Source organism: Oceanicaulis sp. LC35, from assembly GCF_052055585.1.
Lineage (GTDB): Bacteria > Pseudomonadota > Alphaproteobacteria > Caulobacterales > Maricaulaceae > Oceanicaulis.
Genome location: NZ_CP170485.1, coordinates 1,403,860 through 1,427,285 on the forward strand (window position 1 = coordinate 1,403,860; position 23,426 = coordinate 1,427,285).

Consider the following 23,426-nt stretch of genomic DNA (forward strand, 5'->3'; position numbering starts at 1 on the left):
ACTAGAGCGCTTTCAGGCCGCGTTGCTGCATGCGCCAGAGCAGGGCGTCGATCCGGTCCTGACCGAAGAAGGGCTCGCCCTGAAAGACCATTAGGGGCACGCCCCAATGGCCGGCGGCGTCCTGATTGGCTTCGTTCTCGATGATTTGACTATCAATACGGTCTGATTGGGCATCTGATTGCGTGTTCAGCGTGTCCGGATCGAGCCCGGCGGCGCGGGCCGCGTCATCCAGTGCGCCATCCTCGGTCCAGGGCGTGTCATGTCCTGCAGCGCTTCCGCCCCAGATGCGGCGGCTGGCGTGGGCGATATAGGCCAGGCCGTCGCCGTCCTCGCAGGCCAGAACGCCCAGCTGGTTGAGATAGGCGATCCGCGGCTGTTCCGGGGCGATCTTGAGCGTATGGATGTCCTGTACGATCGGGTCAGGCGAGGGGGCGGAAATGGGCAAGCCCAGTCGTTCCGCCTCGCGCGCTACATCCACGATTACATAATGGATCCAGCGTGGATCCCGCTCTTCAAAGAATTCAGGGCTTCGAACCGCCAGCGGGCGCACGATGCGCACATTCACATTGAAGGCGTAGTGCTGACGCAGCTCTAAAAATCGCTGGGCGGCGATATAGCTGTAGGGGCTGCGGAAAGACCAGTAGAGGTCAAAGCTGAGCGGGGTGGCGTCGGTCATGAGCTGGCGTCCTCAGAAGGGTGCGCCAGACTACTGCCCCGAAAGCAGATCGCCTAGTGATAGCGACGGATAAGTCCCACAAGGCGACCCTGAACCTTCACCTCGTTCGGGCCGAAAATCCGGGTCTCATAGGCCGGGTTCGCCGCTTCAAGGGCGATGGAGCCGCCTTTCTTGCGCAGCTTTTTCAGCGTGGCTTCCTCGTCATGAACAAGCGCCACGACGATGTCGCCGGTATTGGCCGTGTCGCCGCGCTTGATGATCACAAGGTCGCCATCAAGGATGCCGGCCTCAATCATGGAGTCGCCGTGGACTTCGAGGGCGAAGTGTTCGCCGCCTGAAATCATGTCCGCCGGGACGGGCAGGCGGTCGGTTTCGTGCTGGATCGCCTCGATCGGCACACCGGCGGCGATCCGGCCAAGGACCGGCACTTCCACGCCATGGGTGCGCTCATCAGAGGTGGCGGAGCCGAAATCGGCGCTGACGACATTGGTCTTGGCAGGCGTGGACTGGGCGCTCGCGCCGCCAGAGGGCAGCTTGAGCACTTCCAGAGCGCGGGCGCGGTGGGCGAGGCGGCGGATGAAGCCGCGCTCTTCCAGAGCCGAGACCAGACGGTGAACGCCGGATTTGGAAGCGAGATTGAGCGCCTCTTTCATTTCGTCAAAGGAAGGCGACACGCCGTCTTCGGACAGACGTTTGTTGATGTAGAGCAAAAGCTCGTGCTGCTTTTTGGTCAGCATGATCGCCTCTTGGAACAAAATAGAAACTCTATAAGGGTGTTCTATGCATGTTCCGTCTTAACGTCAAGTGAAGGCCCGGTGTTATGCCCGACCAATCAGGGCGCGCGTCGCCGCTGTCACATCGTCCTGGCGCATCAGGCTTTCACCCACCAGCAACGCCTTGGCCCCAGCCTGTTGCAAACGCACGGCGTCGTCACGGGTGAAAATGCCGCTTTCGGCCACCAGAACACGGTCTTCACCCACCATAGGGGCAAGGGTTTCAAAGGTTTCAAGGCTCGTCTCAAACGTGCGCAGATTGCGATTGTTCACACCAACGAGCGGGCTGGGCAGGGCGAGGGCGCGCTTCATTTCCTCTGCGTCATGCACTTCGACCAAGGCATCCATGCCCCATTTGAAGGCTTCTTCGATCAGGGCGGCGGCGAGGGAATCATCCACGCTCGCCAGAATCACCAGAATACAGTCCGCGCCGAGCGCGCGTGATTCGGCGACTTGCCAGGGATCATAGAGAAAATCCTTGCGCAGGACGGGCAGGTCCACTGCAGCGCGTGCGGCGACCAGATAGTCGTCATGGCCCTGAAAACTGGGCTCATCGGTCAGAACGGACAGGCAGCTCGCGCCGCCGTCTTCATAGGCTTTGGCGAGGATGGGCGGATTGAAGTCCGCGCGGATCAGGCCCTTGGAGGGGCTGGCTTTCTTTACTTCGGCAATCAGGCCCAGACCGTTCGCGGCGGCATCGCGCTCCAATGCCGCCTTGAAACCGCGAACAGGGCTCGCATCCTGCGCCCGCTCGCACACCGCCTCATAGGATAGGCGGGCTTTGCGCTCGGCGACGTCAGCGCGCTTATAGGCTTCGATACGGGTCAGAACATCGCTCATTGCGGTCTCGTCAAATTGGTTCAGGCGTTGCTGGCGCGAACAAGGGCGTCGAGCGCCGCTTGCGCGCGGCCCTCATCAAGGGCGCTGGCGGCAAGCGCTGCACCCGATTTCAGATCATCAGAGAGACCGGCGAGTTTGAGCGCCGCAGCGGCGTTAAACAGCACGATATCGCGATAGGGGCCTGTGGCGCCTTTCAGAAGATCGCGGATCGCCTCGGCGTTCTCTTCAGGTTCTCCGCCCTTGAGATCGTCGAGACCTGCGCGGGGCAGACCGGCGTCTTCGGGCGTGATCTGGTATTCGCGGATCGTTCCATCAGGGAAGAGCTCGGCCACATGGCTGACGCCCGTGGTGGTGATTTCATCCAGCCCGTCTTCGCCATGCACAATCATCGCCGCTTCAGCGCCAAGACCCCGCAGGGCCTCGGCCATGGGAAGGAGCCATTTGCGATCAAACACGCCCAGAAGCTGACGCTTCGCGCCAGCCGGGTTTGAGAGCGGCCCCAGAAGATTGAAGATGGTCCGCACGCCCAGAATTTTTCGTGCCGGTCCCACATGGCGCACGGCGCCGTGATGGGCTTGTGCGAAGAGAAAACCCACGCGCGCTTGGGACAGAGCCGCTTCCACCTGAGTCGGTGAGGCGAAGAGGTTCACGCCGAGGCTTTCAAGCACTTCGGCGGATCCTGACTTGGAGGAGGCGGCCTTGTTGCCATGTTTTGCGACGACAGCGCCTGCGCCTGCAGCGACCAGAGCCGCAGCGGTGGAGATATTCCAGGTGCCGCGGGCATCCCCGCCGGTCCCGCATGTGTCTATGGCAGTGGCGGGGGCGGCAACAGGCGTCATCCGGGCGCGCATGGCCTTGGCGCCGATCATCAGCGCTTGCGGGCTTTCGCCCAGCGCGGTGAGGGCCAGCAGAAAGCCGCCAACCTCGACCGGGTCCGCCTGGCCATCCATAAGGGCGTCAAACGCCGCCTCAAGGGCGGCGGCATCCGGCTCCTGACCCTGCGCCAGGGCCTGAATGGCGGGGCGCATGCGGCTCATGCAGCTTGTTCCACAGTCATCCCTGCGAGGCGCAGGAAATTGCCGATAAGCGCATGACCATGCTCGGAGGCAATGGATTCGGGGTGGAACTGCACGCCGTGAATGGGGCGGGTCTTGTGCATCAGACCCATGATCTCACCGTCGGCGGTATGGGCGTTAGCGACCAGGTCAGTGCCGTCCGGCAGATCGACCGCGAGAGAGTGATAGCGTGTGGCGTTATAGGGCGAGGGCAGGCCCTCGAATACGCCGGTCCCGTCATGCTCGATAGGACTGGTTTTGCCATGCATGATGGCTTTGGCCTGAACCACCTTGCCGCCGAACACCTGACCAATGGACTGAAAGCCCAGACAGACGCCAAAGATCGGCAGATCGTGGGGCGCGGTTTCGATCAGCTCAAGACAGATGCCGGCCCGGTCCGGATCGCACGGGCCCGGACTGATCAGAATGCCCTTGGGGTCCAGCGCCAGCGCGTCGGCGGCGCTCATGGCGTCATTGCGGATGACGCGCGTCGGGGCCCCCAGCTCCTGGACGTAATGGACCAGGTTGAAGGTGAAGCTGTCATAATTGTCGATGATCAACAGCATGGGCGGCTCGCAGCATCTGTGAAAATGAGCTGTGGAACTTAAGCAAGCCCGTGCGCGCCGCCAACCGCGACTCGCTGTAAATACGCTTTGATGATGCGAACTGCTTCATATGCGCCGCACCTGGGCTCGGCTCTGGCCGCCGGTTTCATGCTGGTTGCGGCGCTTGCCTATAATCTTGGCGCCCAGTCTGTGGAGCCTGACCAGACGGAAACCTTGGCGAGCACGGGCCAGGCTGATGCAACAGCCTTCTGGCCCGGCGTGATCCGCGTTGAAGCCTCGAACCGGATTGAAGCTGACGTGTATGTGCGCGGTGAAGAACCGGTTCCGGTAGAGGTTTCTGCGTCTTCACCGGCGCCGTCGCCGTCGCTTGCTGCCGCCCGCCAACGCCCGCAACTGGCGGTGATCATCGATGATGTGGGGCTGGATGTGGCGGCGGCTGACCGTTTGCTGGCGATGGATGTTCCGCTGACCCTGTCGATCCTGCCCTATGCCGAGGCTGCGCCCGTGATCGCCCGTCGGGCGTCAGAGGCAGGCAGCGAAGTGTTTCTCCATCTGCCCATGGAGCCCGTCGGTGTGGAAGACCCCGGTCCTTACGCCCTGACCGAATTTCAGAGCGCCGGGGAAATGTCCTCGCGCATCCGCTGGGCGTTCTCGCGGGTTCCCGGCGCGACCGGGTTCAACAATCATATGGGCAGTCGTCTGACCTCGGACCGGCGCGCCATGGATGCGGTGTTTGCTGCAGCAGACTTGCCATCTTCCCTGATTTTCGTGGATTCCCTGACCCATCCACGGTCTCAGGCGGCGCGCTCAGCCCGGGCGGCGGGGCTGAATGCGCTGACTCGGGATGTCTTTCTGGATCATGCGCCGGATGAGGCTTCGGTCAGCGCCCAGCTGAATACGGCGCTGGCCCTGGCGCTGCAAAACGGTCAGGCGATCGCCATCGGTCACCCCCGACCACAGACCCTGGCTGTCCTGTCGGACCTGTCACGACGCGCCGAAGCGGTGGGGGTCGAGATCGTAACGGTTAGCGCGCTGGGCGCGTCGCCATCTGTCGAAATCGAGAGCTAGACGAAGCGCCAGGCTTCAGCGGCGGCGCGGAACAGGGCGCGCGCCTTGTTCACCGTCTCCTGATGCTCGGACTCCGGATCGGAATCGAGCACCACGCCAGCGCCAGCCTGAACATGCATGCGGCCATCCTTGACGATGGCGGTGCGCAGGGCGATCGCCATGTCCATGTCGCCATTGGCCCCGAAATAACCCACAGCGCCCGCATAGATGCCGCGGCGATGGGGTTCGAGTTCGTCGATAATCTCCATCGCCCGCACTTTAGGCGCGCCTGAGACGGTGCCCGCCGGGAAGCCGGCCATCAATGCGGAGATGGCGTCTTGGTCGTCGCCCAGCTGGCCTTCCACATTGGAAACGATGTGCATGACATGGCTGTAGCGCTCGATGATCTCGCGCTCGGTCACGCGCACCGTGCCGGCCTTGGCGACCCGGCCCACATCATTACGGCCCAGGTCGAGCAGCATCAGATGCTCGGCGCGTTCCTTGGGATCGGCGCGCAGATCCGCTTCATGGGCCTGATCGGCTTCTTCGGAATTGCCGCGCGGGCGGGTGCCTGCGATGGGGCGAACCGTGACCGTATCCCCACGCAAGCGCACCAGGATTTCCGGGCTCGATCCGACAATGGCGAAGCCGGGCAGGTTGAAGAAGTAGAGGAAAGGCGAGGGGTTCGTACGTCGCAGGGACCGGTACAGCGAGAGCGGCGTCGCCGTATAGGGCGCAGAGAATCGCTGGCTGGGCACGACCTGAAAGATATCGCCCGCGCGGATATAGGCTTTCGCGGTCTCGACATTCTGGCGGTACTGGGCCGGCTCCATATTGCTGACCGGGTCATCCAGCGTCCACGGCGCAGCCGAACCGGCGATCGGGGCCGGGGCGTCCAGCCGCGCGAACACAGCTTCGATGCGGCGGCGTGCGGCGTCGACCTGAAGCTCGGGCTCCATGTCCGCCTTGGGCCGGATGGGCGCTGCGACCAGGATTTCCTGACGCAGGGCGTCAAAGACCACCATGACGCGCGGACGCAGCAGCTGACCTTCGGGCAGGCCCAGAGGGTCGGGCTCGGCATGGTTGGGCAGACGTTCGACCTGACGGATCGTGTCATAGCCGAGATAGCCGAACAGACCCGCAGCAATAGGCGGCAGACCCGAAGGCAGGGTCAGACGGCTGTCCTCGATCAGTGTGCGCAGTGATTGCAGGGGCGGTTCGGCGCAAGGCTCGAAACTGCCCGGTGCAACGCCGGGTGCGGGCGCGGTGGCGATTTCAGCCTGATCGCCCCGGCACCGCCAGATCAGATCCGGATCCAGACCGATTGCGGAATACCGGCCGCGAAACGCGCCGCCTTCAACGCTTTCCAGCAGGAAGGTGTTGGCGTTGTGCGAGGCCAGCTTCAGATAGGCCGAGACCGGGGTTTCCAGATCATCGACGCGTGTTGCGGTCAGCAGAACGGTCTGCCCACGCGCGCACAGCTCTGTCGCGGTCGCAAGGTCCGGTGCGAATGCGGTCATGTCACGCCTGTTACTGAATGGCGGTGCGTCCCAGCGCCTGATCGATCAGGTCCTGGTTCTGACGCACGTCATAGGCGTTGATCAGCGCGCTGGTGACAATCTGGGTCGCATCGTCACGCAACTCGTTGGTCAGCTCGGTGCGCTGGGTTGCGGTGATGGTCCCGGCTTCACCGGCGATCACTTCGTCAACAAGGACAAGCGCCCGGGTAGTCTGGTTGTCTGCGCGAGACATGAAACGACCGCCTTCAGCCTGACGGAAAGCCTGGGCCACCAGCTGGGCGTTGAATGGCCCTGCGGTTTCACCACGGCTGAGGACAGCGGATTCAACGCGCGCGCCCACGCCAAGGGATTCTGCGATGGCGTCCAGGCTTTCGCCGGCATCCAGACGGGTTTGCACGTCATCGACCACGGCCTGAAGACGGTTGTCGGTTTCCCGCATAGTCCAGAACTGGGTTGCGTCATCGCGCACTTCATCAAGCTCGTAGAGACGGGCGGGCTCGATCTCGTCCACGCGGATGACGAAATAGCCGCCATCCTCGCCATAGCTTTCAAGGTCAGTGGCGTAGCCTTGCTGCGCGGAGAAGGCGGCGGACAGGATGTCCGGGTTCTGCAGCAGGGTCAGCGCAGGGGCGCGATCGGCGGAATAGCCGTTGGCGCCCACAAAATCGATGCGCTCTGCAAACAGGCCTGCCTGCATGGCGGCGGCTTCCAGTGTGGCGCCATCGCCATGGGCTTCTTCAAACACGCCCAGGGCATCCAGCATCATGCCTTCCGCCGTATCCAGGGCCAGCTCGGAGCGAAGTTCGCTTTCCATGTCGGCAAAGTCCGGCGTGACCGGGTCGTTGGCGGCGTCAATGCGCACAACGCGCCAGCCCAGCTGGCTTTCAACTGCAGCGATTTCCCCAGCGCCCATGGTGAAGGTGGTCTCGGCGATGCGCGCATCAGGCACCTGATAGGATTCCACGTCTGCGAGCGCGACTTCCTCACCCAGATTCAGGTCGGTGGCGACGCTGGCGACGGCTTCGCCAGTGTTCAGTCGGGCTGCAGCGGCTTCCGCCGTCTCCTGGTCGGCGGCCGGCCACTGGGTCAGAGACCGGGTCGCGGGATCAGACAACTCGCCATTTTCGAGCTTGTAGTCGTACAGAGATTGCAGGTCGTCCTCGCTCACCTCGACATCACGCAGCAGATCGTTCGGGCTGATGCGCATGAGGGTCAGGCGGCGCTGCTCGGGGCGTTCGAAGATGCGGGCATTCTCTTCCATGAACGCGACAAGGGTCTCATCGTCAGGCGCTTCAGGCGTTTCCACCAGAGACGGGCGCAGATAGAGCGCGCGCAAGCTGCGGCGCTCGCTGTTATAGGCGTTGCGGATTTCAGCGAAGATGTCGGGGGCATAGATGCCGCCCAGAGCCGCTGAAACAAACTGGCCGCGGCGCAGCTCACTGGTGATGTCGCTTTCAAACTGACGCTCGGCCATGGCGCTGCGATAGCCATTCTCACGCAGCAAAGAGGCATAAGTACCCGGATCGAACTGGTTGGTGAACGGGTTCTGGAACGCCGGGATCGAGCGCAGGGTCTGATAGAGCGTATCGTCGGAAATGGTCAGGCCCATCTGGTCTGACTTGGCGTCGACCGCAGTTTCGGCGACCACGCGCTGGACCACAGAATCGCCCAGACCCATCTGGTCGGCCTGTTCGCGGGTGATCTGCGGATTGTCACGCTGGATCTGGAACAGCTGGCGATCATAGGTGCGCTGAAGTTCGGGCGCGCTCACCGATTTCGGTCCGACGACGATTGCAGCATTGCTGCCGCCGGCGAAAATGTCGCTGACACCCCAGAGCGCGAACGCAGCGATGAGAAGTGCGATGATCAAGCCGCCGACAATGGGCGAGCGGGCGAGCGAGCGAATAAGCGAAAGCATTGAGCGTTCCAGATCAGGCCTAGGGGCGGGTAAGTATGCGGCGGGACCGTAGCCGGGCAGGGCTTGTGCGGCAAGCAGGCCAGTGCGTTGCAGCCGCCTTCTTGCACTGCTATCCCAGCGCGCCGCAGATTGATAGCGGTCAATCAAGAACCAAGACGCACGGGGATGGCGATGATGCGGCGCAAGCTGGTGGCGGGCAACTGGAAGATGAATGGCCTGCAGAAGGATCGGCAATTCCTGTCCGACCTGGCGACTCTCCACTCTGAAACCCCGAACGCTGATGTGCTGCTCTGCCCGCCCGCCACGCTGCTGACATCAATGGCTGCGACCCGGCCCGGCTGGCTGATGCTGGGCGGTCAGGATTGCGCCATGACGCAGTCTGGCGCCCATACCGGTGACATCAGTGCAGAAATGCTGGCGGATCTGGGCTGCTCCCATGTCATCGTCGGTCATAGCGAACGCCGGGCAGACCATGGGGAGACAGACGCTGTGGTGCGCGCGAAAGCGCAGGCGGCGATCCAGGCGGGGCTCATCCCGATTATTTGCGTGGGCGAGACGCTCGAACAGCGCGAATCAGGTTTGGCTGAAGCGGTCGTGGTTTCCCAGCTGAGCGCCGGCGTGCCCGAGTGCGAAGCCGGGCAGGTGGTCATCGCCTATGAGCCCGTCTGGGCGATTGGCACGGGCCGGACGGCGTCTCCCGAGGACGCTCAGGCCATGCACGCCGCCTTGCGCGCCGCCTGGTCCGGCGCAGACTCGGCCGCGCTTCGCATCCTGTATGGCGGCTCCATGAACCCGGGCAATGCAGACGCGCTTCTGTCGCAATCTGATGTTGATGGAGGCCTGATCGGCGGCGCCAGCTTAAAGCCCGACCAGTTCGCCTCAATAATCCGTACGCTCCGGTAAGGCGTTCTTCAGAGTTTTTATTTACGTTCCCCGCTTGAATAAGGAATTGGCCTGATCAACAGGCGGGGTGGTGAATGAGCGAAATCGATTACAGCCGCGCGAGCGTGGCGCTCTACGATCCGGTGTCCGTCAACCAGCGCACCACGCGGTATTCACTGCATGAAATTGGTTTTCGCGATATCTTTCAGCTCAATACGCTGGCTGAACTGCGCCGCATCGTTCAGGACGACGCGCCTCATCTGATCATTGCCGAGACCGCTGACCACGAAGCGGAAGTGTTCCGTCTGGTGCGCGCCATTCGCTCTGGCGAGCTGTCCAACAATCCGTTCGCCGCGCTTTTGCTGACTTCCTGGCGTCGGGACGCCGATCTGGTGCGTAACGCCATTGGTTGCGGCGCGGATGATCTTTTGATCCGCCCTTTGTCGAACAGCTTTGTGGAGGACCGGATTCGCACCCTGATCCGCGCCCGCAAGCCGTTCATCGTCACCAGTGATTATATCGGACCGGATCGCCGTCGCGATCAGGAACGGGGCGCGGGGGCTGTGAAGCCTATCGAGGCTCCGAACGTCCTCAAGGCGGTCGTCACCAATGACATCGAAGCTCTGCAACGTGCTCACGCCTGGATTGATGAAGCCCAGCGCACGGTTGAAGGTGAGCGCCTGCGCCGTCTGTGCATGCGCATCATTGTGGGCGCGGAAGCGGGCATGCGGGAGATGAAAGTGGGCCGCCAGCCTGCGATCGATCTCGCCGAGTTCGAGAACAGCGCCCGTGAGTTGCGCGCCCGCATGGCGAAGTTTCGCTCCAGCGAGGCCTCTCGTGTGGCCAAGGCGCTTGTGGATGTGTCCCAGGAGCTTCGGGAGCAGTCCGGTCTGACGCACGCCAACCTGTCGCTGGCCAAGGAACTCTCCATGGCCGCTTATGTGGCCTATGCCGGAGATGACGGCATGGAGCGCTCCCAGGAAGAGATGACCAAGGCTGCGGAAGCGCTTCAGCGGCGCATGGCGGCGGCGTCCAAACGCAAGATACAGGTGGAAGGTGGCGCTCCGCCTGAAGCTGAGCTAAAACGCGCGGCCAACTAGTCCGTCGCGGTCCTCGCGCGGACTGAACCCAGTTTATTCGGAAACGCCGCGCAATGACTGCTGTCCTTCTGATCATTCACGTTCTTATCGCCGCTGCACTGACCGGGGTGATCCTGATGCAACGCTCTGAAGGCGGGGCTCTGGGCATCGGCGGGGGCGGCCCTGGCGGCATGATGAGCGGCCGTGGCGCCGCCAACCTGCTGACGCGCATGACGATGATTCTGGGCGCGCTGTTTATCGGCAACTCGATTCTGCTGGCGATCATCTCCGGCGTGACCGCTTCGTCCGGCTCCGTTCTGGATCGTATGGGCGACGCCGAGACCACGTCCGATCTGCCCTTTGGCGACATGCAGGGCATCGACGCTGACGTGCTTGAGCCGCAGCAGGACCTGCCGACCGATTCCGAGCCGACGGCTGACGAGACCCCGGCCCAGGACGAGCCGAGCGAAGAACCGGCAGAGCCGGCTCTGCCGAACTGACAGGCCGATCAAAGGCTTTCAGACCTGACATCTGCCGACAGATTGAGGCCGCCCCCGTCCAGAGTGATGCGGGCGGCCTTTTTGCATGCGTGGTTCGGGGCTGCACGATAAACAGCGCTTAACCGCGATTTCCACGATCAAGTTCAGAACGGGCGCTTTTGTCGGCGACGATTCTGCGCTAAGCAGTCCGCCCATGCCGCGATACATTTTCATAACCGGCGGCGTGGTCTCCTCCCTTGGTAAAGGCCTCGCTTCAGCCGCACTCGGCGCGCTTTTGCAAGCGCGCGGGTATAAAGTCCGTCTGCGTAAGCTCGACCCGTATCTCAATGTGGATCCGGGCACGATGTCGCCTTATCAGCATGGCGAGGTCTACGTCACCGATGACGGGGCCGAGACCGATCTGGATCTGGGCCATTACGAGCGCTTCACCGGCGTTTCCGCCCATCAGAGCGACAACATCACGACGGGTCGCATCTATTCCGAGATCATCGAGCGCGAGCGTCGCGGCGATTATCTGGGCGCGACCGTGCAGGTGATCCCGCACGTCACCGACGCCATCAAGAATTTCGTCCTGTCCGATGCCGGCGATGTGGATTTCGTCCTGTGCGAGATCGGTGGCACGGTGGGCGATATCGAAGGCCTGCCGTTCTTCGAGGCGATTCGTCAGCTCGGCCAGGAGCTGGGCCGCGACAACGCCATCTTCATCCACGTCACGCTGTTGCCCTTTATCAAGGCGGCGGGCGAGATGAAGACCAAGCCGACCCAGCACTCGGTGAAAGAGCTGCGCTCCATCGGCATCCAGCCTGACATCCTGCTGTGCCGGTGCGAAATCCCGATCGACCCCAGCGACAAGCGCAAGATCGCGCTGTTCTGCAACGTGCCCGAGAACGCCGTCATCGAGGGCCGCGACGCGGCTTCGCTTTATGACGTGCCGCTCGAATATCACGGGCAGGGGCTCGACAAGGTGGTGCTCGAGCGTTTCCGCATGGCGGACGCGCCTGAACCCGATCTCACCGTCTGGAACGGCATTTCCGAAGCCGTGAACAATCCTGATGGTGAAGTCACGATTGCGGTCGTGGGCAAGTACACGGTGCTGGTGGACGCCTATAAATCCCTGCTGGAAGCCCTCAACCATGGCGGCATCGCCAACCGGGTGAAGGTGAAGGTGAAATGGCTCGACGCCAGTCAGTTCGAGAATGAGGACAACCTCATCGAGCTGGAGGACATGCACGCCATTCTGGTGCCGGGCGGCTTTGGCGAGCGCGGCGCGGAAGGCAAGATCGCGGCGGCCCGTTTCGCCCGGGAACGCAAGATTCCGTATTTCGGCATTTGCTTTGGCATGCAGATGGCGGTGATCGAGGCGGCGCGCAATCTCGCCGGTCTTGAAGGCGCAAGCTCATCTGAATTCGGCGAACCGAAAGTCCCGCTGGTCGGCCTTCTCACCGAATGGGTGAAGGATAACGAGACCATTCGTCGCCATGCCGGCGGGGATATGGGCGGCACCATGCGTCTGGGCGCGTTCCCGGCGGCTCTCAAAGAGGGCAGCAAGGTGCGCGAGATCTACGGTCAGGCCGCGATCCACGAGCGTCACCGTCACCGCTATGAAGTGAACATCGCCTATAAGGACCAGCTTGAAAAAGCCGGTCTGGTATTCTCCGGCCTGTCGCCGGACGGGGTTCTGCCCGAGATCGTGGAGTATGCCGACCACCCCTGGTTCATCGGCGTGCAATACCATCCCGAGTACAAATCGCGTCCGTTTGACCCCCATCCGCTGTTCGCAAGCTTTGTGGCGGCGGCCAAGGACCATAGCCGTCTGGTGTAAAATATGAGCAACATAATCATAACTCCATCGCCCAAAGAAGCGGCTTTGTATTATGATTATGTTGTTCCCTTGGGGTTGTATTCGAACGATTTACCTCAAATGTTTGAGGCGTTTTCTTTATTGGGTTCGAACGCCCCTCATCTAGTGCCCGAAATTGTAGGGGCTTTGCAGTCGAATCCTGATGCCGCTTCAAAAAGGTCTGCGGCTGAGGCTGAGAGAAATGAGATCAGGGACCAGCTTCTCCCGCCTAACTTAATAGGTCGGAATGACGATATAGAGCGATTGGAAGAGGCTATGGCCTCTCAAGCCTTAAATACATTAATGCGGGGCTTTTTTAATGATATCGTTAAAAATAATATTGTGGATGTAAAAGATCGTTTTGGCCTGCTTTCTTCCCACGCAAAGAATATAAGTTTCTCAGCTACTCGTGAGCTCGTTGATTTCTTGGGGGAGGTGGGGCTTAGGGGTGCAATATTAGATTTTCCTCTGAGCAATAATGGACCTTCTCATAATGCTATGGAGCTAAATTTATGTGATGTGAACTTTATAGATGAGGGTAAGCTTAAATGGGAGCAGGTTTTTGAAATTAGAAAGGACCCAGTATCTCGAATGAAGTTACTTAATTTTCGGAAATATTTCTATTCTGAATTATCTTGCTTATCTTTGTCTCAGGCGAAAGAAGAAATTGAGCGGCTTCAGGGAAATTATCTAGAAGCCGCTAAAAAGCATGGCGCGGAATTTAAGCTGGCAACTTTAAAAACCATTCTTGAATCCAAAATGGCTCTAGCTGGTGTTGGGGGAGTGTTATTATCGGCTCAATCTGGAAACTGGCCGATGCTTTTGGCTTCTACTGTGCCTATTACCCTCACGGTTGGCGAGATCATTTTGACCGCAAAAAGTGCTTATCATGAGGGAAATGAACTCGCGAACTCGCATCCGATTTCCTATCTTGTGACTGTAGAAAAGGCACTAAATAAGTAGATGCTATGCGCTAGACCTGTTGCATCAGGCCGCGCAAACCGGTATAGCCCGGCGCTCATTCGCGCGAAGTCTTCTTTGCGCGATCCCGAGTCATTCGCGTTTGAGAACGTAAGGAGAGACCGATGGCGGTCCCTAAGCATAAAGTCACCCGCTCCAAGCGCGGCATGCGTCGCGCGCACGACGCCATCGGCACGACGGCGTACATCGAAGACAAGGATTCCGGCGAACTGCGCCGTCCGCACCACATCGATCTGAAGACCGGCATGTACCGCGGTCGTCAGATCCTGGACGGTCAGGACGACTAAGCCGGACACCGCGCTGCGCTTGCGGCGCGCCGTCTACAGAAAAAGCCCTGCACCATATCCGGTGCAGGGCTTTTCGCATTTGCGGGCCTCGGTTATGAAGCGCGCATGAAAAGCTCACGAGCCGGGCAGGGGATGCGCGGCTTGATCCTATCAAAAGGACCTCCGCCTCATGACCGCCATCGTCGATATCGCCGCCCGTGAAATCCTCGACAGCCGGGGCAACCCGACTGTGGAAGTGGACGTCTTCCTGGAAGACGGCTCCATGGGCCGTGCGGCTGTCCCGTCCGGCGCCTCCACCGGCGCGCACGAAGCCGTTGAGAAGCGTGATGGAGGCGACCGTTACAAGGGCAAGGGCGTGCTCGAGGCTGTTGCGGCGGTCGAAACCGAGATCTTTGAAGCCATCGCCGGCATTGATGCGCGTGAACAGCGCGTGATCGACGAGATCCTGATCGGCCTTGATGGCACCGAGAACAAGGCCCGTCTGGGCGCGAACGCGCTTCTGGGCGTGTCCATGGCGACGGCGAAGGCGGCCGCTCAGGCGTCCGGCCTGCCGCTCTATCGCTATGTGGGCGGCGCGAACGCCCGCGTCCTGCCGGCGCCGATGATGAATATCCTGAATGGCGGCGCACACGCGGACAACCCGGTCGATTTTCAGGAATTCATGATCATGCCGACCGGCCTTGCGACCTTCTCCGAAGCGCTGCGCTGCGGGGCGGAAATCTTTCAGGCCCTCAAATCCCAGCTCAAGTCGGATGGCCTGAACACCAATGTGGGCGATGAAGGCGGTTTCGCACCTGACCTGAAGAGCGCTGAAGCGTGCCTGGATGCGATCATGAAGGCGATCGAGACCGCTGGCTATGAGCCGGGCTCTGACGTGACCCTGGCGCTTGATGTGGCCTCCACCGAGTTCTTCAAGGACGGCAAATACGTCATGGAGGGCGCAGGCCGCACTTGCACCTCTGACGAGTTCGCAGAATACCTCAAAGAGCTGGCCTCGGCCTATCCGATCATCTCCATCGAAGACGGCATGGCCGAAGACGACTGGGAGGGCTGGAAAGCCCTGACCGCCATGCTGGACGGCGATGTGCAGCTGGTGGGCGACGATCTGTTCGTCACCAACCCCGAGCGTCTGGCGCATGGCATTGAAGTGGGCGCGGCCAACGCACTGCTGGTCAAGGTCAACCAGATCGGCACCCTGTCAGAAACCATGGACGCGGTCGAAATGGCCCTGCGTTCGGGCTATGGCGCAGTGATGAGCCACCGTTCGGGCGAGACCGAGGACACCACCATCGCCGATCTGGCGGTCGCGCTGAACTGCGGTCAGATCAAGACCGGCTCTCTGGCGCGTTCGGACCGGACCGCCAAGTACAACCAGTTGCTGCGCATCGAAGCCGAGCTGGGCGACGCGGCCATCTATGCCGGCCGCACGGCGATCGCCGCCGGCTAAATCAGACACGCGTTTGCGGTCTATCAAGCGGCCCGGAGCAATCCGGGCCGTTTTTGCATTTCCCGTCCCGGGCGACGAATCAGCACTTTTTGATTCGCCCTAACGCTTCCTTTACTGAGTTTGCGTAGTTTCCCCTATGAACGATCCGCAAAAGGCGGGCGGTGGATGGATGGGTTATGATGAAGGTGCTGAAGCGCTTCATCCCCTTGATTGGGTTGGCACTTGTGATCAGCTATCTCAGCTATCACGCGCTCCATGGTGAGCAGGGCTATCTCAATCATCTGCGCATTCAGGCGCAAATCTCGGCAGCTGAAGCCGAGCTGTCTGATGTGCGTTCAACGCGTGAGCAGATGGAAGACCGTGTCGCGCGTCTGAAGGCCGAAGGCCCGGACGCTGCTGTAGATGTGGACTATCTCGAAGAGCGGGCCCGGGCGGTTCTGCGCTTTGCGCATCCTGACGAAATTGTCGTCCAGATTGACCGAGGCGCACAGCCTGCTCACGGCGGCTGAACCTCCGTTCACGGTTAATTGTTCGCACGCGCAACATAATCTATGCGCTTTACGGCATATTATCATCCCTGTTAAAGGCTGACGTGACGTCAACAGGGAGTGCGGACCTATTGGTTCGCATGTGAAATATATGGCGACGAAACGCTCTTCCAGCGCTGCGAGCAAATCCGCCTCCGCGCGCAATAACAAAAACGATGTGACCCAGGCCCAGCTGATGGGCTGGTACAAGGACATGCTGCTGATGCGCCGCTTCGAGGAGAAGGCCGGCCAGCTCTACGGCATGGGTCTGATCGCGGGCTTCTGCCACCTCTATATCGGCCAGGAAGCGGTCGTCGTCGGCGTGCAGGGCGCGCTTGAAGAGGGTGATCAGGTGATCACCGGCTATCGCGACCACGCCCACATGCTGGCCACCGGCATGGACCCGAACGGGGTGATGGCCGAGCTGACCGGACGCGAAGGCGGCTATTCCAAGGGCAAGGGCGGGAGCATGCACATGTTCTCCCGCGACAAGCAGTTCTTTGGCGGTCACGGCATTGTCGGCGCCCAGGTCGCGCTCGGCACCGGTCTCGCCTTCTCGGACAAGTACAAGAAGAACGGCAAGGTCTGCGCGACGTATTTTGGCGACGGCGCGGCCAACCAGGGCCAAGTCTATGAGAGCTTCAACATGGCCAAGCTCTGGAACCTGCCGGTCGTCTACATCATCGAGAACAACCAGTACGCCATGGGCACCGCCGTGGCGCGCGCCAGCTCGGAGACGCATCTGCATAAGCGCGGCGCGTCGTTCGGCATTCCGGGCGAGGAAGTGGACGGCATGGACGTCACCGCCGTCTACGACGCCGCCAAGCGCGCTGTCGAGCATGCGCGCTCGGGCGAGGGGCCGTTCATCCTCGAGATGAAGACCTATCGCTATCGCGGTCACTCCATGTCGGACCCGGCCAAATACCGCACCCGCGATGAGGTCAATGACATCCGCGACCACAAGGATCCCATCGATCTGGCGCGCAAGATCATCCTGGAGAAAGGCTGGTCTGACGAGGACGCGCTCAAGGAGATGGACAAAGAGGTCAAGGCCATCGTCAACAAGTCGGCCGACTTCGCCAAAGAGAGCCCGGAGCCTGATCCGTCCGAGCTCTACACCGACGTTCTGATCGAGGGTTAAGTCACATGCCGATTAAAGTGCTCATGCCCGCCCTGTCCCCGACCATGGAAGAGGGCACGCTGGCCAAATGGACCGTCAAACCCGGCGATCAGGTCAATTCCGGCGATGTGATCGCCGAAATCGAGACCGACAAGGCGACGATGGAAGTCGAAGCGGTCGAAGAGGGCCGGGTCGGCAAACTCCTCGTTGATGAGGGGACCGAAGGCGTTCAGGTCAACGCGCCCATCGCCATCCTGCTCGAAGAGGGTGAAGGTGACAGCGCGCTTGAGGGCTATGACCCCGAAGCCTCTGGTGATGAGTCCGCGGCGTCGGGAGATGACTCAAAGGCTGACCAGAAAGACGCGCCGAAGTCTGAAACCAAATCCGACGACAAGGCTGAAGCCCCGCAAAAGCCCAAGGGCAAGACCCTCTCCGATCCTGACATCCCTGAAGGGACGAAGATGAAGGAGATCACCATTCGCGACGCCCTGCGCGACGCGATGGCCGAGGAAATGCGTGCTGACGACACCGTCTTCGTGATGGGTGAGGAAGTGGCGCAATATCAGGGCGCCTACAAGGTCACCCGCGAGCTGCTGCAGGAGTTTGGTGACCAGCGCGTGGTGGACACCCCGATCACCGAGCACGGCTTTGCCGGTCTCGGCGTCGGTGCGGCCTTTGGCGGGCTCAAGCCGATCGTCGAGTTCATGACCTTCAACTTCGCCATGCAGGCGATTGACCACATCATCAACTCGGCCGCGAAAACCCTATACATGTCAGGCGGTCAGATGGGCTGCCCCATCGTGTTCCGCGGCCCGAACGGTGCGGCGTCACGCGTCGGCGCCCAGCACAGCCAGGACTATTCGAGCTGGTACGCCCATGTGCCAGGTCTGAAAGTGATTGCGCCCTATGATGCGGCGGACGCCAAGGGCTTGTTAAAAGCCGCAATTCGCGATCCGAACCCGGTCGTGTTCCTGGAACATGAGCTGATGTATGGCGAAACGTTCGAAATCCCCGACATGGATGATTTCGTCCTGCCCATCGGCAAGGCGAAGGTCCGTCGCGAAGGCTCTGACGTCACCATCACCGCGCATTCGCGCATGGTGGGCTTTGCCCTGAAAGCGGCTGAAAAGCTGTCTGAAGAGGGCATCGAGGCCGAGGTGATCGATTTGCGCACCCTGCGTCCGCTCGACACCGACACGATCCTTGAATCTGTGAAGAAAACCAACCGCATCGTCTGTGCGGAAGAAGGCTGGGGACAGCATGGCGTCGGCGCGGAAATCGCCGCGCGCGTCACCCAGGACGCGTTCGATTATCTCGACGCGCCACCCACCCGCGTGTTCCAGAAAGACGTGCCGCTGCCCTATGCCGCCAATCTGGAAGCCTTGTCGCTGCCGGGCGTCGAGGACATCATCAAGGCCTGCAAACAGGTGTGCTACGTGGAGTAGGGACCAGCGACATGACCGAGGCCGATGTCATCGAACAGATGGTGGAGTACCAGGACATCCTGTTGAACGGGGTCCAGGTCTTCTTCACGGTGGTGTCGGCCTATGTCGTCGCGGTCTGGGTCTTCCTACGCCATGCCGGTTTCGGGCTCAGGCTCTTCTCCTTCTTCTTTCTCACCCTGGTGCTCGCCTTTCTCGGGCGCGTCGCCTACGGCTCGCAACGCATTCATGACGGCTTTGTCCAGACCCTGATCGAGCTTGACCGCTCGGTTGGCCTCTCGCCCACCGGGCAGGCAGCGCTGGACAACGCCCTCACAGGCATTGACGAGCTGATCCAGAATTCGATGAACGGGGCGTTGGTAGTCGTCTACATCGCGCTGTTCTTCCTGACCTTTTTCGCCCGCTCGACGCTGCGCTCAAATGCGCGTGTCGGCGGTTCTGCCTGACGGAGCCTTCTGATGCCCATCGAAATCCTGATGCCCGCCCTGTCGCCCACCATGGAAGAGGGCACCCTGTCGCGCTGGACCGTGAAAGAAGGCGATACGGTCAATTCCGGTGATGTGATCGCGGAGATCGAAACCGACAAGGCGACGATGGAAGTCGAAGCCGTCGATGAGGGCGTGATCGGCAAGATCCTGGTCCCTGAAGGCTCTGAGGGGGTGAAGGTCAACACGCCCATCGGCCTGCTGCTTGAAGAGGGCGAGGACAAGAGCGCACTGGATGGCTATGAGCCCAAAGGCGCTGAAGGCGCATCGTCGAGCGACGCTGACGCCAAAGGGTCTGACGACAAAGCCAAGTCTGAGGATAAAGCTTCAGAGACCAAGTCGGAGACGTCCTCCAAGTCGAAATCCGAAGCTCCGGCTTCCGGGTCTGACGCGGATGGCGACCGCATCAAGGCCTCGCCGTTGGCGCGCCGCATGGCCAAGGATGCCGGGCTGGATCTAAAAGCTCTGGACGGGTCGGGTCCAAAAGGCCGGATCGTGAAACGCGATATTGAAGAGGCCAAAGAGACGGGCGTTGGCAAGACCGAAGACAAGGCCGCTGCGAAGTCCGAAGCGCCGAAAGCCCAGCCGTCCAAACCGGTTGATGAGAATGAGCCGCTCGCGCAATACGGCATCAGCGCCGACCGTTATGAGATCAAGAAGGCGGACAACATCACGAAAATTTCCGCCAAACGCCTGTCGGAAAGCTTCCGCGATATCCCGCACTTCCCGCTCAATGTGGATTGCCGCCTCGATGCGCTGCTGAAATTCCGCAAGGAGATCAACGCCAAGACGCCTGAAGGCGTGAAGGTGTCGGTCAATGACATTCTGATCAAGGCGTCGGGGCTGGCGCTCAAGAAAGTCCCGCAAGCGAACGCCAGCTGGATCGAGGACGGCCGCATCGCCCTTCACAAACACGCTGATGTGTCTGTCGCCGTGGCGATTGAGGGCGGGCTGATCACGCCGATCATCAAGGACGCCGATCAGAAGGGCCTGGCGCAGATCTCCACCGAGATGAAGGACCTTGCGACCCGTGCGCGCGACCGCAAGCTCAAGCCCGAGGAATATCAGGGCGGCACCTTCTCGCTGTCCAATCTGGGCATGTTCGGTATTTCCTCCTTCTCCTCCATCATCAACCCGCCTCAGGGCATGATCCTGAGCGTGGGTGCAGGCGAGGAGCGCCCGGTGATCACCGATGGCGCGCTGGCCAAGGCCACCGTCATGACGGTCACCCTGACCTGTGATCACCGTGTGGTGGATGGCGCGAACGGCGCACGCTGGCTGTCCGCCTTCAAGGGCTTCATCGAAGACCCGATGACCATGCTGATGTAGGCGCTGCAGCGCGTCTGTGATTTTTTGCAACCAATTGCCGACTCGCCTGCATCCTTGGAAGAGACGAAAACTCCAAAGGATTGAAGATCATGCGCTTGTCCCATCTCTGCCTCGCCAGCTCTCTCACCCTGCTTGCTGCGGGATGTGCGACGACGTCTGCCCCCATGCCGGCGGTCACAGGCTCCGAGACAGCGTTTGCGCGTTGTGAGGATGCCTCAGAATATACCGAGCTGTCGGACAGCCTGTGCGCGATGATCGCTGCGCCACTGAACCCCCAAGCGCCGGGTGCGGAAGAGATTGACCTCTTCGTGCGCAAATTCCCCGCAACGGGCGAGCGCGTGGGTGAAATCTGGATGCTGGCAGGCGGGCCGGGCGAGACCGGGCAGAGCTATTTCACCGAGATCGCCGGCTTCCGCGCGGCGTTCCCCGGATATGACGTCTTCATTCCCGATCATCGCGGGACGGGCCAATCAACGCGCCTGTGTGCAGGCGAAACGCCCGACAGCCCGGCAGGAACGGCGCTGGCAGGTGAAGAGTTCGGCCCCTGCTTTGGTGAGATATGGCAGAATGCGGAGCGCACGCAGGCCTTCTCCATGACCAATGCCGCCCATGATCTGGACGGTCTGATTGAGACGCTGGGCGGTGAGGGGCGTCGCTATGTTTATGGCGTCTCCTATGGCACGGGCCTCGCCATGCGGTTCAGTCAGCTGCGCACGGTTTCGGTGGACGGGATCGTGCTCGATTCTCTGGTTTCGGCGCTGGATGACGCCGAGCATGATCTCAGCCATCGCTCCCATGTGGTGAACGCGGTGGGGCATGAGGTGATTGCGCATTGCGCGGCGGACGCTGCATGCAATGCCCGCTTTGAAGGCGGGGTGGAGACCGCATTTGCGCAGTTGATCGCCGAGATTGATGCGGGCGAACGCCCGGACCTTCAGGAATATGTGCCGGGCGGTAATCTCAAGCACGCGCTCGGCATGATGCTCGATACGCCTGAAAGCCGTGCCCTGATCCCCGATGCGCTCGTGTTGGCGATGGAGACGCCGGAGAATCTGCCCGCATTCTTTGAGACCGAGGTGACCCCCGCCTTTGATCTGTTCGCAGCCGTTGCGGCCTATCCCGACACCGCTTTCTCCATCACTTTAGCGGGTCTGATCGGGGAATCTGAAACCAATCGCCGTCCGGAGATGACCGCGGAAGATGTGGCGCGGGAAGAGGTCGGTTTGGGCTTCACCTCCAGCCTGACCACAGTTCAGACCTTCACCCAGATGCCGCTCTATGAACGCGACGCCTTTTTTGACGCGCCCTATGAAAACTTGCCGCCGATCCTGGTGCTGCATGGCGATCTCGACCCCAAGACCCATATCGAGGGCGCCCGTCGCCATATCGCAGACATGCGTGAAGCCGGCGGCGAGGTCGAGCTTGTCGTCGTTGAAGATGCGCCGCACGCGGTGTGGTTCTTCGCCCAATCTTGCGTGCAGCAAAGCCTTCACGCGTTTTTCAATAATCAGTCGCCCGCCGCGAGCTGTCAGCTCGATCCGGCGATGCGTCCCTCATAGTTCCCGGAGAGCCCCATGTCGGAAAACAGCTTTGATGTCATCGTGATCGGCTCGGGCCCGGGCGGTTATGTGGCCGCCATCAGGGCAGCCCAGCTGGGGCTGAAGACGGCCGTCGTCGAGCGCGAGCATCTGGGTGGCATCTGCCTGAACTGGGGCTGTATTCCGACCAAGGCGCTGCTGCGCTCCGCTGAAATCCTCGATCACGCCAATCACGCCAAATCCTATGGCCTGGTGCTCGATGGTGAGATGAAAGCGGATGTGGGTGCGGTCGTGGATCGCTCCCGCAAGGTGTCGGCGCGTCTGAATGGCGGCGTCGGCATGCTGATGAAGAAGAACAAGATCAGCGTGATCTGGGGCGAGGCGAAGCTGACCAAGCCGGGCGAGATCAAGGTTTCAAAACCCTCCAAGCCCGCCGTGCAGCCTCAGCATCCCCAACCCAAGAGCACGCTGGGCGAGGGGAGCTACACCGCCAAGCACATCATCGTCGCCACGGGCGCGCGTCCGCGGGCTCTGCCGGGGATCGAGCCGGATGGCGAGCTGATCTGGACCTATTTCGAGGCCATGAAGCCCAAGGCGCTGCCCAACTCCCTCGTCGTGATGGGCTCGGGCGCGATCGGCATCGAGTTCGCGAGCTTCTATCTGTCGATGGGCGTGGATGTGACCGTGGTCGAGCTGATGGACCAGATCATGCCGGTCGAGGATGCCGAGGTTTCCAAGATCGCCCGCAAGGCGCTTGAAAAGCGCGGCCTGAAGATCATCACGGGCGCGAAGGTCTCCAAGGTCGACAAGCACAAGGACGCGATCACCGCCCATGTGGAGACCCAGGACGGCAAGACTGAAGCGATCAAGGCGGATCGTCTGATCTCGGCGGTGGGCGTTCAGGGCAATATCGAGAATCTGGGCCTTGAAGAGCTGGGCGTGAAGACCGATCGCGGCTGCGTCGTCATCGACGGCTATGGCCGCACCAATGTGGATGGACTTTACGCCATCGGCGATGTGGCCGGCCCGCCCATGCTGGCGCACAAGGCCGAGCATGAAGGCGTGATCTGCGTTGAGAAGATCGCCGGCGTTGAGGGCGTTCATCCCATGAACAAGTCCCAGATTCCGGGCTGCACCTATTGCAATCCGCAAGTGGCGTCTGTCGGCCTGACCGAGGCGAAGGCCAAAGAGGCGGGCTATGATATCCGCGTGGGTCGCTACAATTTCGCGGCCAATGGCAAGGCTATCGCGCTTGGCGAGGATACGGGTCTGGTCAAAACCATCTTTGACAAGAAGACGGGTGAATTGCTTGGCGCGCACATGGTGGGCGCGGAAGTGACCGAGCTGATCCAGGGCTTTGTCGTGGCCATGGGGCTTGAGACCACCGAAGAAGAGCTGATGCACACCATCTTCCCGCACCCGACACTCTCCGAGATGATGAAAGAGAGCGTGCTCGACGCCTATGGACGCGTGCTGAACAGCTAGACAGCTGAACTGCATTCTGGTGCATCCAAACCGGCTCGAGCCTGCATCGTAGTGTGAGACCCGCCCGGAAGGCGGATGGATCAGTCAGG

The 23,426-nt window shown here is 61.2% G+C and carries 22 protein-coding genes; 15 read left to right on the plus strand and 7 right to left on the minus strand.

From position 1 onward, the window contains the following. Nucleotide 1 precedes the first annotated feature (1 nt). The 5 genes from ACFELO_RS06620 to ACFELO_RS06640 all read right to left on the minus strand — a co-directional run bounded on the left by ACFELO_RS06620 (nucleotide 2) and on the right by ACFELO_RS06640 (nucleotide 3,910). Nucleotides 2–676, minus strand: a complete 675-nt coding sequence (locus ACFELO_RS06620) for a 2-hydroxychromene-2-carboxylate isomerase (RefSeq protein WP_440959750.1) — start codon at nucleotides 674–676, stop codon at nucleotides 2–4. A gap of 53 nt (nucleotides 677–729) precedes the next feature. Further along, a complete protein-coding gene (gene lexA / locus ACFELO_RS06625; protein WP_440959751.1) occupies nucleotides 730–1,413 on the minus strand; it encodes a transcriptional repressor LexA in 684 nt (227 codons plus the stop codon). 81 nt (nucleotides 1,414–1,494) lie between these two features. Beyond that, on the minus strand, nucleotides 1,495–2,289 hold the full coding sequence (gene trpC / locus ACFELO_RS06630; RefSeq protein ID WP_440959752.1) for an indole-3-glycerol phosphate synthase TrpC: 795 nt from the start codon (nucleotides 2,287–2,289) through the stop codon (nucleotides 1,495–1,497). Nucleotides 2,290–2,309: 20 nt separating this feature from the next. Then, nucleotides 2,310–3,326 (minus strand): anthranilate phosphoribosyltransferase, encoded by a 1,017-nt coding sequence (gene trpD, locus ACFELO_RS06635; protein WP_440959753.1) that lies wholly within the window; start codon nucleotides 3,324–3,326, stop codon nucleotides 2,310–2,312. Further along, the gene (locus tag ACFELO_RS06640) at nucleotides 3,323–3,910 is read right to left on the minus strand and encodes an anthranilate synthase component II (RefSeq protein ID WP_440959754.1); all 588 of its coding nucleotides are present in this window, start codon (nucleotides 3,908–3,910) and stop codon (nucleotides 3,323–3,325) included. The genes trpD and ACFELO_RS06640 overlap by 4 nt, the downstream gene beginning before the upstream one ends. A gap of 90 nt (nucleotides 3,911–4,000) precedes the next feature. Here ACFELO_RS06640 and ACFELO_RS06645 point away from each other — a divergent pair, with 90 nt between their 5' ends. Further along, complete coding sequence (locus tag ACFELO_RS06645; RefSeq protein ID WP_440959755.1) at nucleotides 4,001–4,978, plus strand: divergent polysaccharide deacetylase family protein; 978 nt, start codon at nucleotides 4,001–4,003, stop codon at nucleotides 4,976–4,978. Here ACFELO_RS06645 and trpE read toward each other — a convergent pair. Both trpE and ACFELO_RS06655 read right to left on the minus strand, forming a co-directional pair. Continuing rightward, nucleotides 4,975–6,477 (minus strand): anthranilate synthase component I, encoded by a 1,503-nt coding sequence (gene trpE / locus ACFELO_RS06650; RefSeq protein ID WP_440959756.1) that lies wholly within the window; start codon nucleotides 6,475–6,477, stop codon nucleotides 4,975–4,977. The two genes, ACFELO_RS06645 and trpE, sit on opposite strands and share 4 nt — an antisense overlap. A gap of 10 nt (nucleotides 6,478–6,487) precedes the next feature. Beyond that, on the minus strand, nucleotides 6,488–8,395 hold the full coding sequence (locus ACFELO_RS06655) for a SurA N-terminal domain-containing protein (RefSeq protein WP_440959757.1): 1,908 nt from the start codon (nucleotides 8,393–8,395) through the stop codon (nucleotides 6,488–6,490). 165 nt (nucleotides 8,396–8,560) lie between these two features. On the opposite strand from ACFELO_RS06655, the gene tpiA reads away from it, so the two are divergent. The 14 genes from tpiA (at nucleotide 8,561) to lpdA (ending at nucleotide 23,337) form a co-directional block, all read left to right on the plus strand. Continuing rightward, nucleotides 8,561–9,298 carry a triose-phosphate isomerase gene (gene tpiA / locus ACFELO_RS06660; RefSeq protein WP_440959758.1) on the plus strand — a complete coding sequence of 246 codons (738 nt, stop codon included), beginning with the start codon at nucleotides 8,561–8,563 and terminating at the stop codon, nucleotides 9,296–9,298. A gap of 74 nt (nucleotides 9,299–9,372) precedes the next feature. Further along, nucleotides 9,373–10,377, plus strand: a complete 1,005-nt coding sequence (locus tag ACFELO_RS06665; protein WP_440959759.1) for a response regulator receiver protein — start codon at nucleotides 9,373–9,375, stop codon at nucleotides 10,375–10,377. A 53-nt stretch (nucleotides 10,378–10,430) separates the two neighbouring features. Further along, nucleotides 10,431–10,856, plus strand: a complete 426-nt coding sequence (secG, locus tag ACFELO_RS06670) for a preprotein translocase subunit SecG (RefSeq protein ID WP_440959760.1) — start codon at nucleotides 10,431–10,433, stop codon at nucleotides 10,854–10,856. Between the two features lie 193 nt (nucleotides 10,857–11,049). Continuing rightward, nucleotides 11,050–12,678: a CTP synthase gene (locus ACFELO_RS06675; RefSeq protein ID WP_440959761.1), complete on the plus strand. Its 1,629-nt coding sequence runs from the start codon at nucleotides 11,050–11,052 to the stop codon at nucleotides 12,676–12,678. A 3-nt stretch (nucleotides 12,679–12,681) separates the two neighbouring features. Continuing rightward, the gene (locus ACFELO_RS06680; RefSeq protein WP_440959762.1) at nucleotides 12,682–13,659 is read left to right on the plus strand and encodes a hypothetical protein; all 978 of its coding nucleotides are present in this window, start codon (nucleotides 12,682–12,684) and stop codon (nucleotides 13,657–13,659) included. A 122-nt stretch (nucleotides 13,660–13,781) separates the two neighbouring features. Continuing rightward, a complete protein-coding gene (rpmF, locus tag ACFELO_RS06685; RefSeq protein WP_009800926.1) occupies nucleotides 13,782–13,964 on the plus strand; it encodes a 50S ribosomal protein L32 in 183 nt (60 codons plus the stop codon). 169 nt (nucleotides 13,965–14,133) lie between these two features. Then, nucleotides 14,134–15,411: a phosphopyruvate hydratase gene (eno, locus tag ACFELO_RS06690; protein WP_440959763.1), complete on the plus strand. Its 1,278-nt coding sequence runs from the start codon at nucleotides 14,134–14,136 to the stop codon at nucleotides 15,409–15,411. 176 nt (nucleotides 15,412–15,587) lie between these two features. Next, complete coding sequence (locus ACFELO_RS06695; RefSeq protein WP_440959764.1) at nucleotides 15,588–15,920, plus strand: FtsB family cell division protein; 333 nt, start codon at nucleotides 15,588–15,590, stop codon at nucleotides 15,918–15,920. Nucleotides 15,921–16,134: 214 nt separating this feature from the next. Further along, on the plus strand, nucleotides 16,135–17,079 hold the full coding sequence (pdhA, locus tag ACFELO_RS06700; protein ID WP_440959903.1) for a pyruvate dehydrogenase (acetyl-transferring) E1 component subunit alpha: 945 nt from the start codon (nucleotides 16,135–16,137) through the stop codon (nucleotides 17,077–17,079). 5 nt (nucleotides 17,080–17,084) lie between these two features. After that, nucleotides 17,085–18,503 (plus strand): pyruvate dehydrogenase complex E1 component subunit beta, encoded by a 1,419-nt coding sequence (locus ACFELO_RS06705; protein WP_440959765.1) that lies wholly within the window; start codon nucleotides 17,085–17,087, stop codon nucleotides 18,501–18,503. Between the two features lie 11 nt (nucleotides 18,504–18,514). Further along, nucleotides 18,515–18,946, plus strand: a complete 432-nt coding sequence (locus tag ACFELO_RS06710) for a hypothetical protein (RefSeq protein WP_440959766.1) — start codon at nucleotides 18,515–18,517, stop codon at nucleotides 18,944–18,946. Between the two features lie 12 nt (nucleotides 18,947–18,958). After that, entirely contained in the window at nucleotides 18,959–20,314 is a 1,356-nt protein-coding gene (locus ACFELO_RS06715) for a pyruvate dehydrogenase complex dihydrolipoamide acetyltransferase (protein ID WP_440959767.1), read from the plus strand. Nucleotides 20,315–20,403: 89 nt separating this feature from the next. After that, the gene (locus ACFELO_RS06720) at nucleotides 20,404–21,873 is read left to right on the plus strand and encodes an alpha/beta fold hydrolase (RefSeq protein ID WP_440959768.1); all 1,470 of its coding nucleotides are present in this window, start codon (nucleotides 20,404–20,406) and stop codon (nucleotides 21,871–21,873) included. Nucleotides 21,874–21,888: 15 nt separating this feature from the next. Beyond that, nucleotides 21,889–23,337: a dihydrolipoyl dehydrogenase gene (gene lpdA / locus ACFELO_RS06725; RefSeq protein WP_440959769.1), complete on the plus strand. Its 1,449-nt coding sequence runs from the start codon at nucleotides 21,889–21,891 to the stop codon at nucleotides 23,335–23,337. Nucleotides 23,338–23,426 lie beyond the last annotated feature (89 nt).

Excerpts from the sequence above, each read along its gene's own strand:
- ACFELO_RS06620 (WP_440959750.1), bottom strand. The coding sequence starts at position 676 with ATGACCGACGCCACCCCGCTCAGCTTTGACCTCTACTGGTCTTTCCGC.
- lexA (WP_440959751.1), bottom strand. The coding sequence starts at position 1,413 with ATGCTGACCAAAAAGCAGCACGAGCTTTTGCTCTACATCAACAAACGT.
- trpC (WP_440959752.1), bottom strand. The coding sequence starts at position 2,289 with ATGAGCGATGTTCTGACCCGTATCGAAGCCTATAAGCGCGCTGACGTC.
- trpD (WP_440959753.1), bottom strand. The coding sequence starts at position 3,326 with ATGAGCCGCATGCGCCCCGCCATTCAGGCCCTGGCGCAGGGTCAGGAG.
- ACFELO_RS06640 (WP_440959754.1), bottom strand. The coding sequence starts at position 3,910 with ATGCTGTTGATCATCGACAATTATGACAGCTTCACCTTCAACCTGGTC.
- ACFELO_RS06645 (WP_440959755.1), top strand. The coding sequence starts at position 4,001 with ATGATGCGAACTGCTTCATATGCGCCGCACCTGGGCTCGGCTCTGGCC.
- trpE (WP_440959756.1), bottom strand. The coding sequence starts at position 6,477 with ATGACCGCATTCGCACCGGACCTTGCGACCGCGACAGAGCTGTGCGCG.
- ACFELO_RS06655 (WP_440959757.1), bottom strand. The coding sequence starts at position 8,395 with ATGCTTTCGCTTATTCGCTCGCTCGCCCGCTCGCCCATTGTCGGCGGC.
- tpiA (WP_440959758.1), top strand. The coding sequence starts at position 8,561 with ATGGCGATGATGCGGCGCAAGCTGGTGGCGGGCAACTGGAAGATGAAT.
- ACFELO_RS06665 (WP_440959759.1), top strand. The coding sequence starts at position 9,373 with ATGAGCGAAATCGATTACAGCCGCGCGAGCGTGGCGCTCTACGATCCG.
- secG (WP_440959760.1), top strand. The coding sequence starts at position 10,431 with ATGACTGCTGTCCTTCTGATCATTCACGTTCTTATCGCCGCTGCACTG.
- ACFELO_RS06675 (WP_440959761.1), top strand. The coding sequence starts at position 11,050 with ATGCCGCGATACATTTTCATAACCGGCGGCGTGGTCTCCTCCCTTGGT.
- ACFELO_RS06680 (WP_440959762.1), top strand. The coding sequence starts at position 12,682 with ATGAGCAACATAATCATAACTCCATCGCCCAAAGAAGCGGCTTTGTAT.
- rpmF (WP_009800926.1), top strand. The coding sequence starts at position 13,782 with ATGGCGGTCCCTAAGCATAAAGTCACCCGCTCCAAGCGCGGCATGCGT.
- eno (WP_440959763.1), top strand. The coding sequence starts at position 14,134 with ATGACCGCCATCGTCGATATCGCCGCCCGTGAAATCCTCGACAGCCGG.
- ACFELO_RS06695 (WP_440959764.1), top strand. The coding sequence starts at position 15,588 with ATGATGAAGGTGCTGAAGCGCTTCATCCCCTTGATTGGGTTGGCACTT.
- pdhA (WP_440959903.1), top strand. The coding sequence starts at position 16,135 with ATGGGCTGGTACAAGGACATGCTGCTGATGCGCCGCTTCGAGGAGAAG.
- ACFELO_RS06705 (WP_440959765.1), top strand. The coding sequence starts at position 17,085 with ATGCCGATTAAAGTGCTCATGCCCGCCCTGTCCCCGACCATGGAAGAG.
- ACFELO_RS06710 (WP_440959766.1), top strand. The coding sequence starts at position 18,515 with ATGACCGAGGCCGATGTCATCGAACAGATGGTGGAGTACCAGGACATC.
- ACFELO_RS06715 (WP_440959767.1), top strand. The coding sequence starts at position 18,959 with ATGCCCATCGAAATCCTGATGCCCGCCCTGTCGCCCACCATGGAAGAG.
- ACFELO_RS06720 (WP_440959768.1), top strand. The coding sequence starts at position 20,404 with ATGCGCTTGTCCCATCTCTGCCTCGCCAGCTCTCTCACCCTGCTTGCT.
- lpdA (WP_440959769.1), top strand. The coding sequence starts at position 21,889 with ATGTCGGAAAACAGCTTTGATGTCATCGTGATCGGCTCGGGCCCGGGC.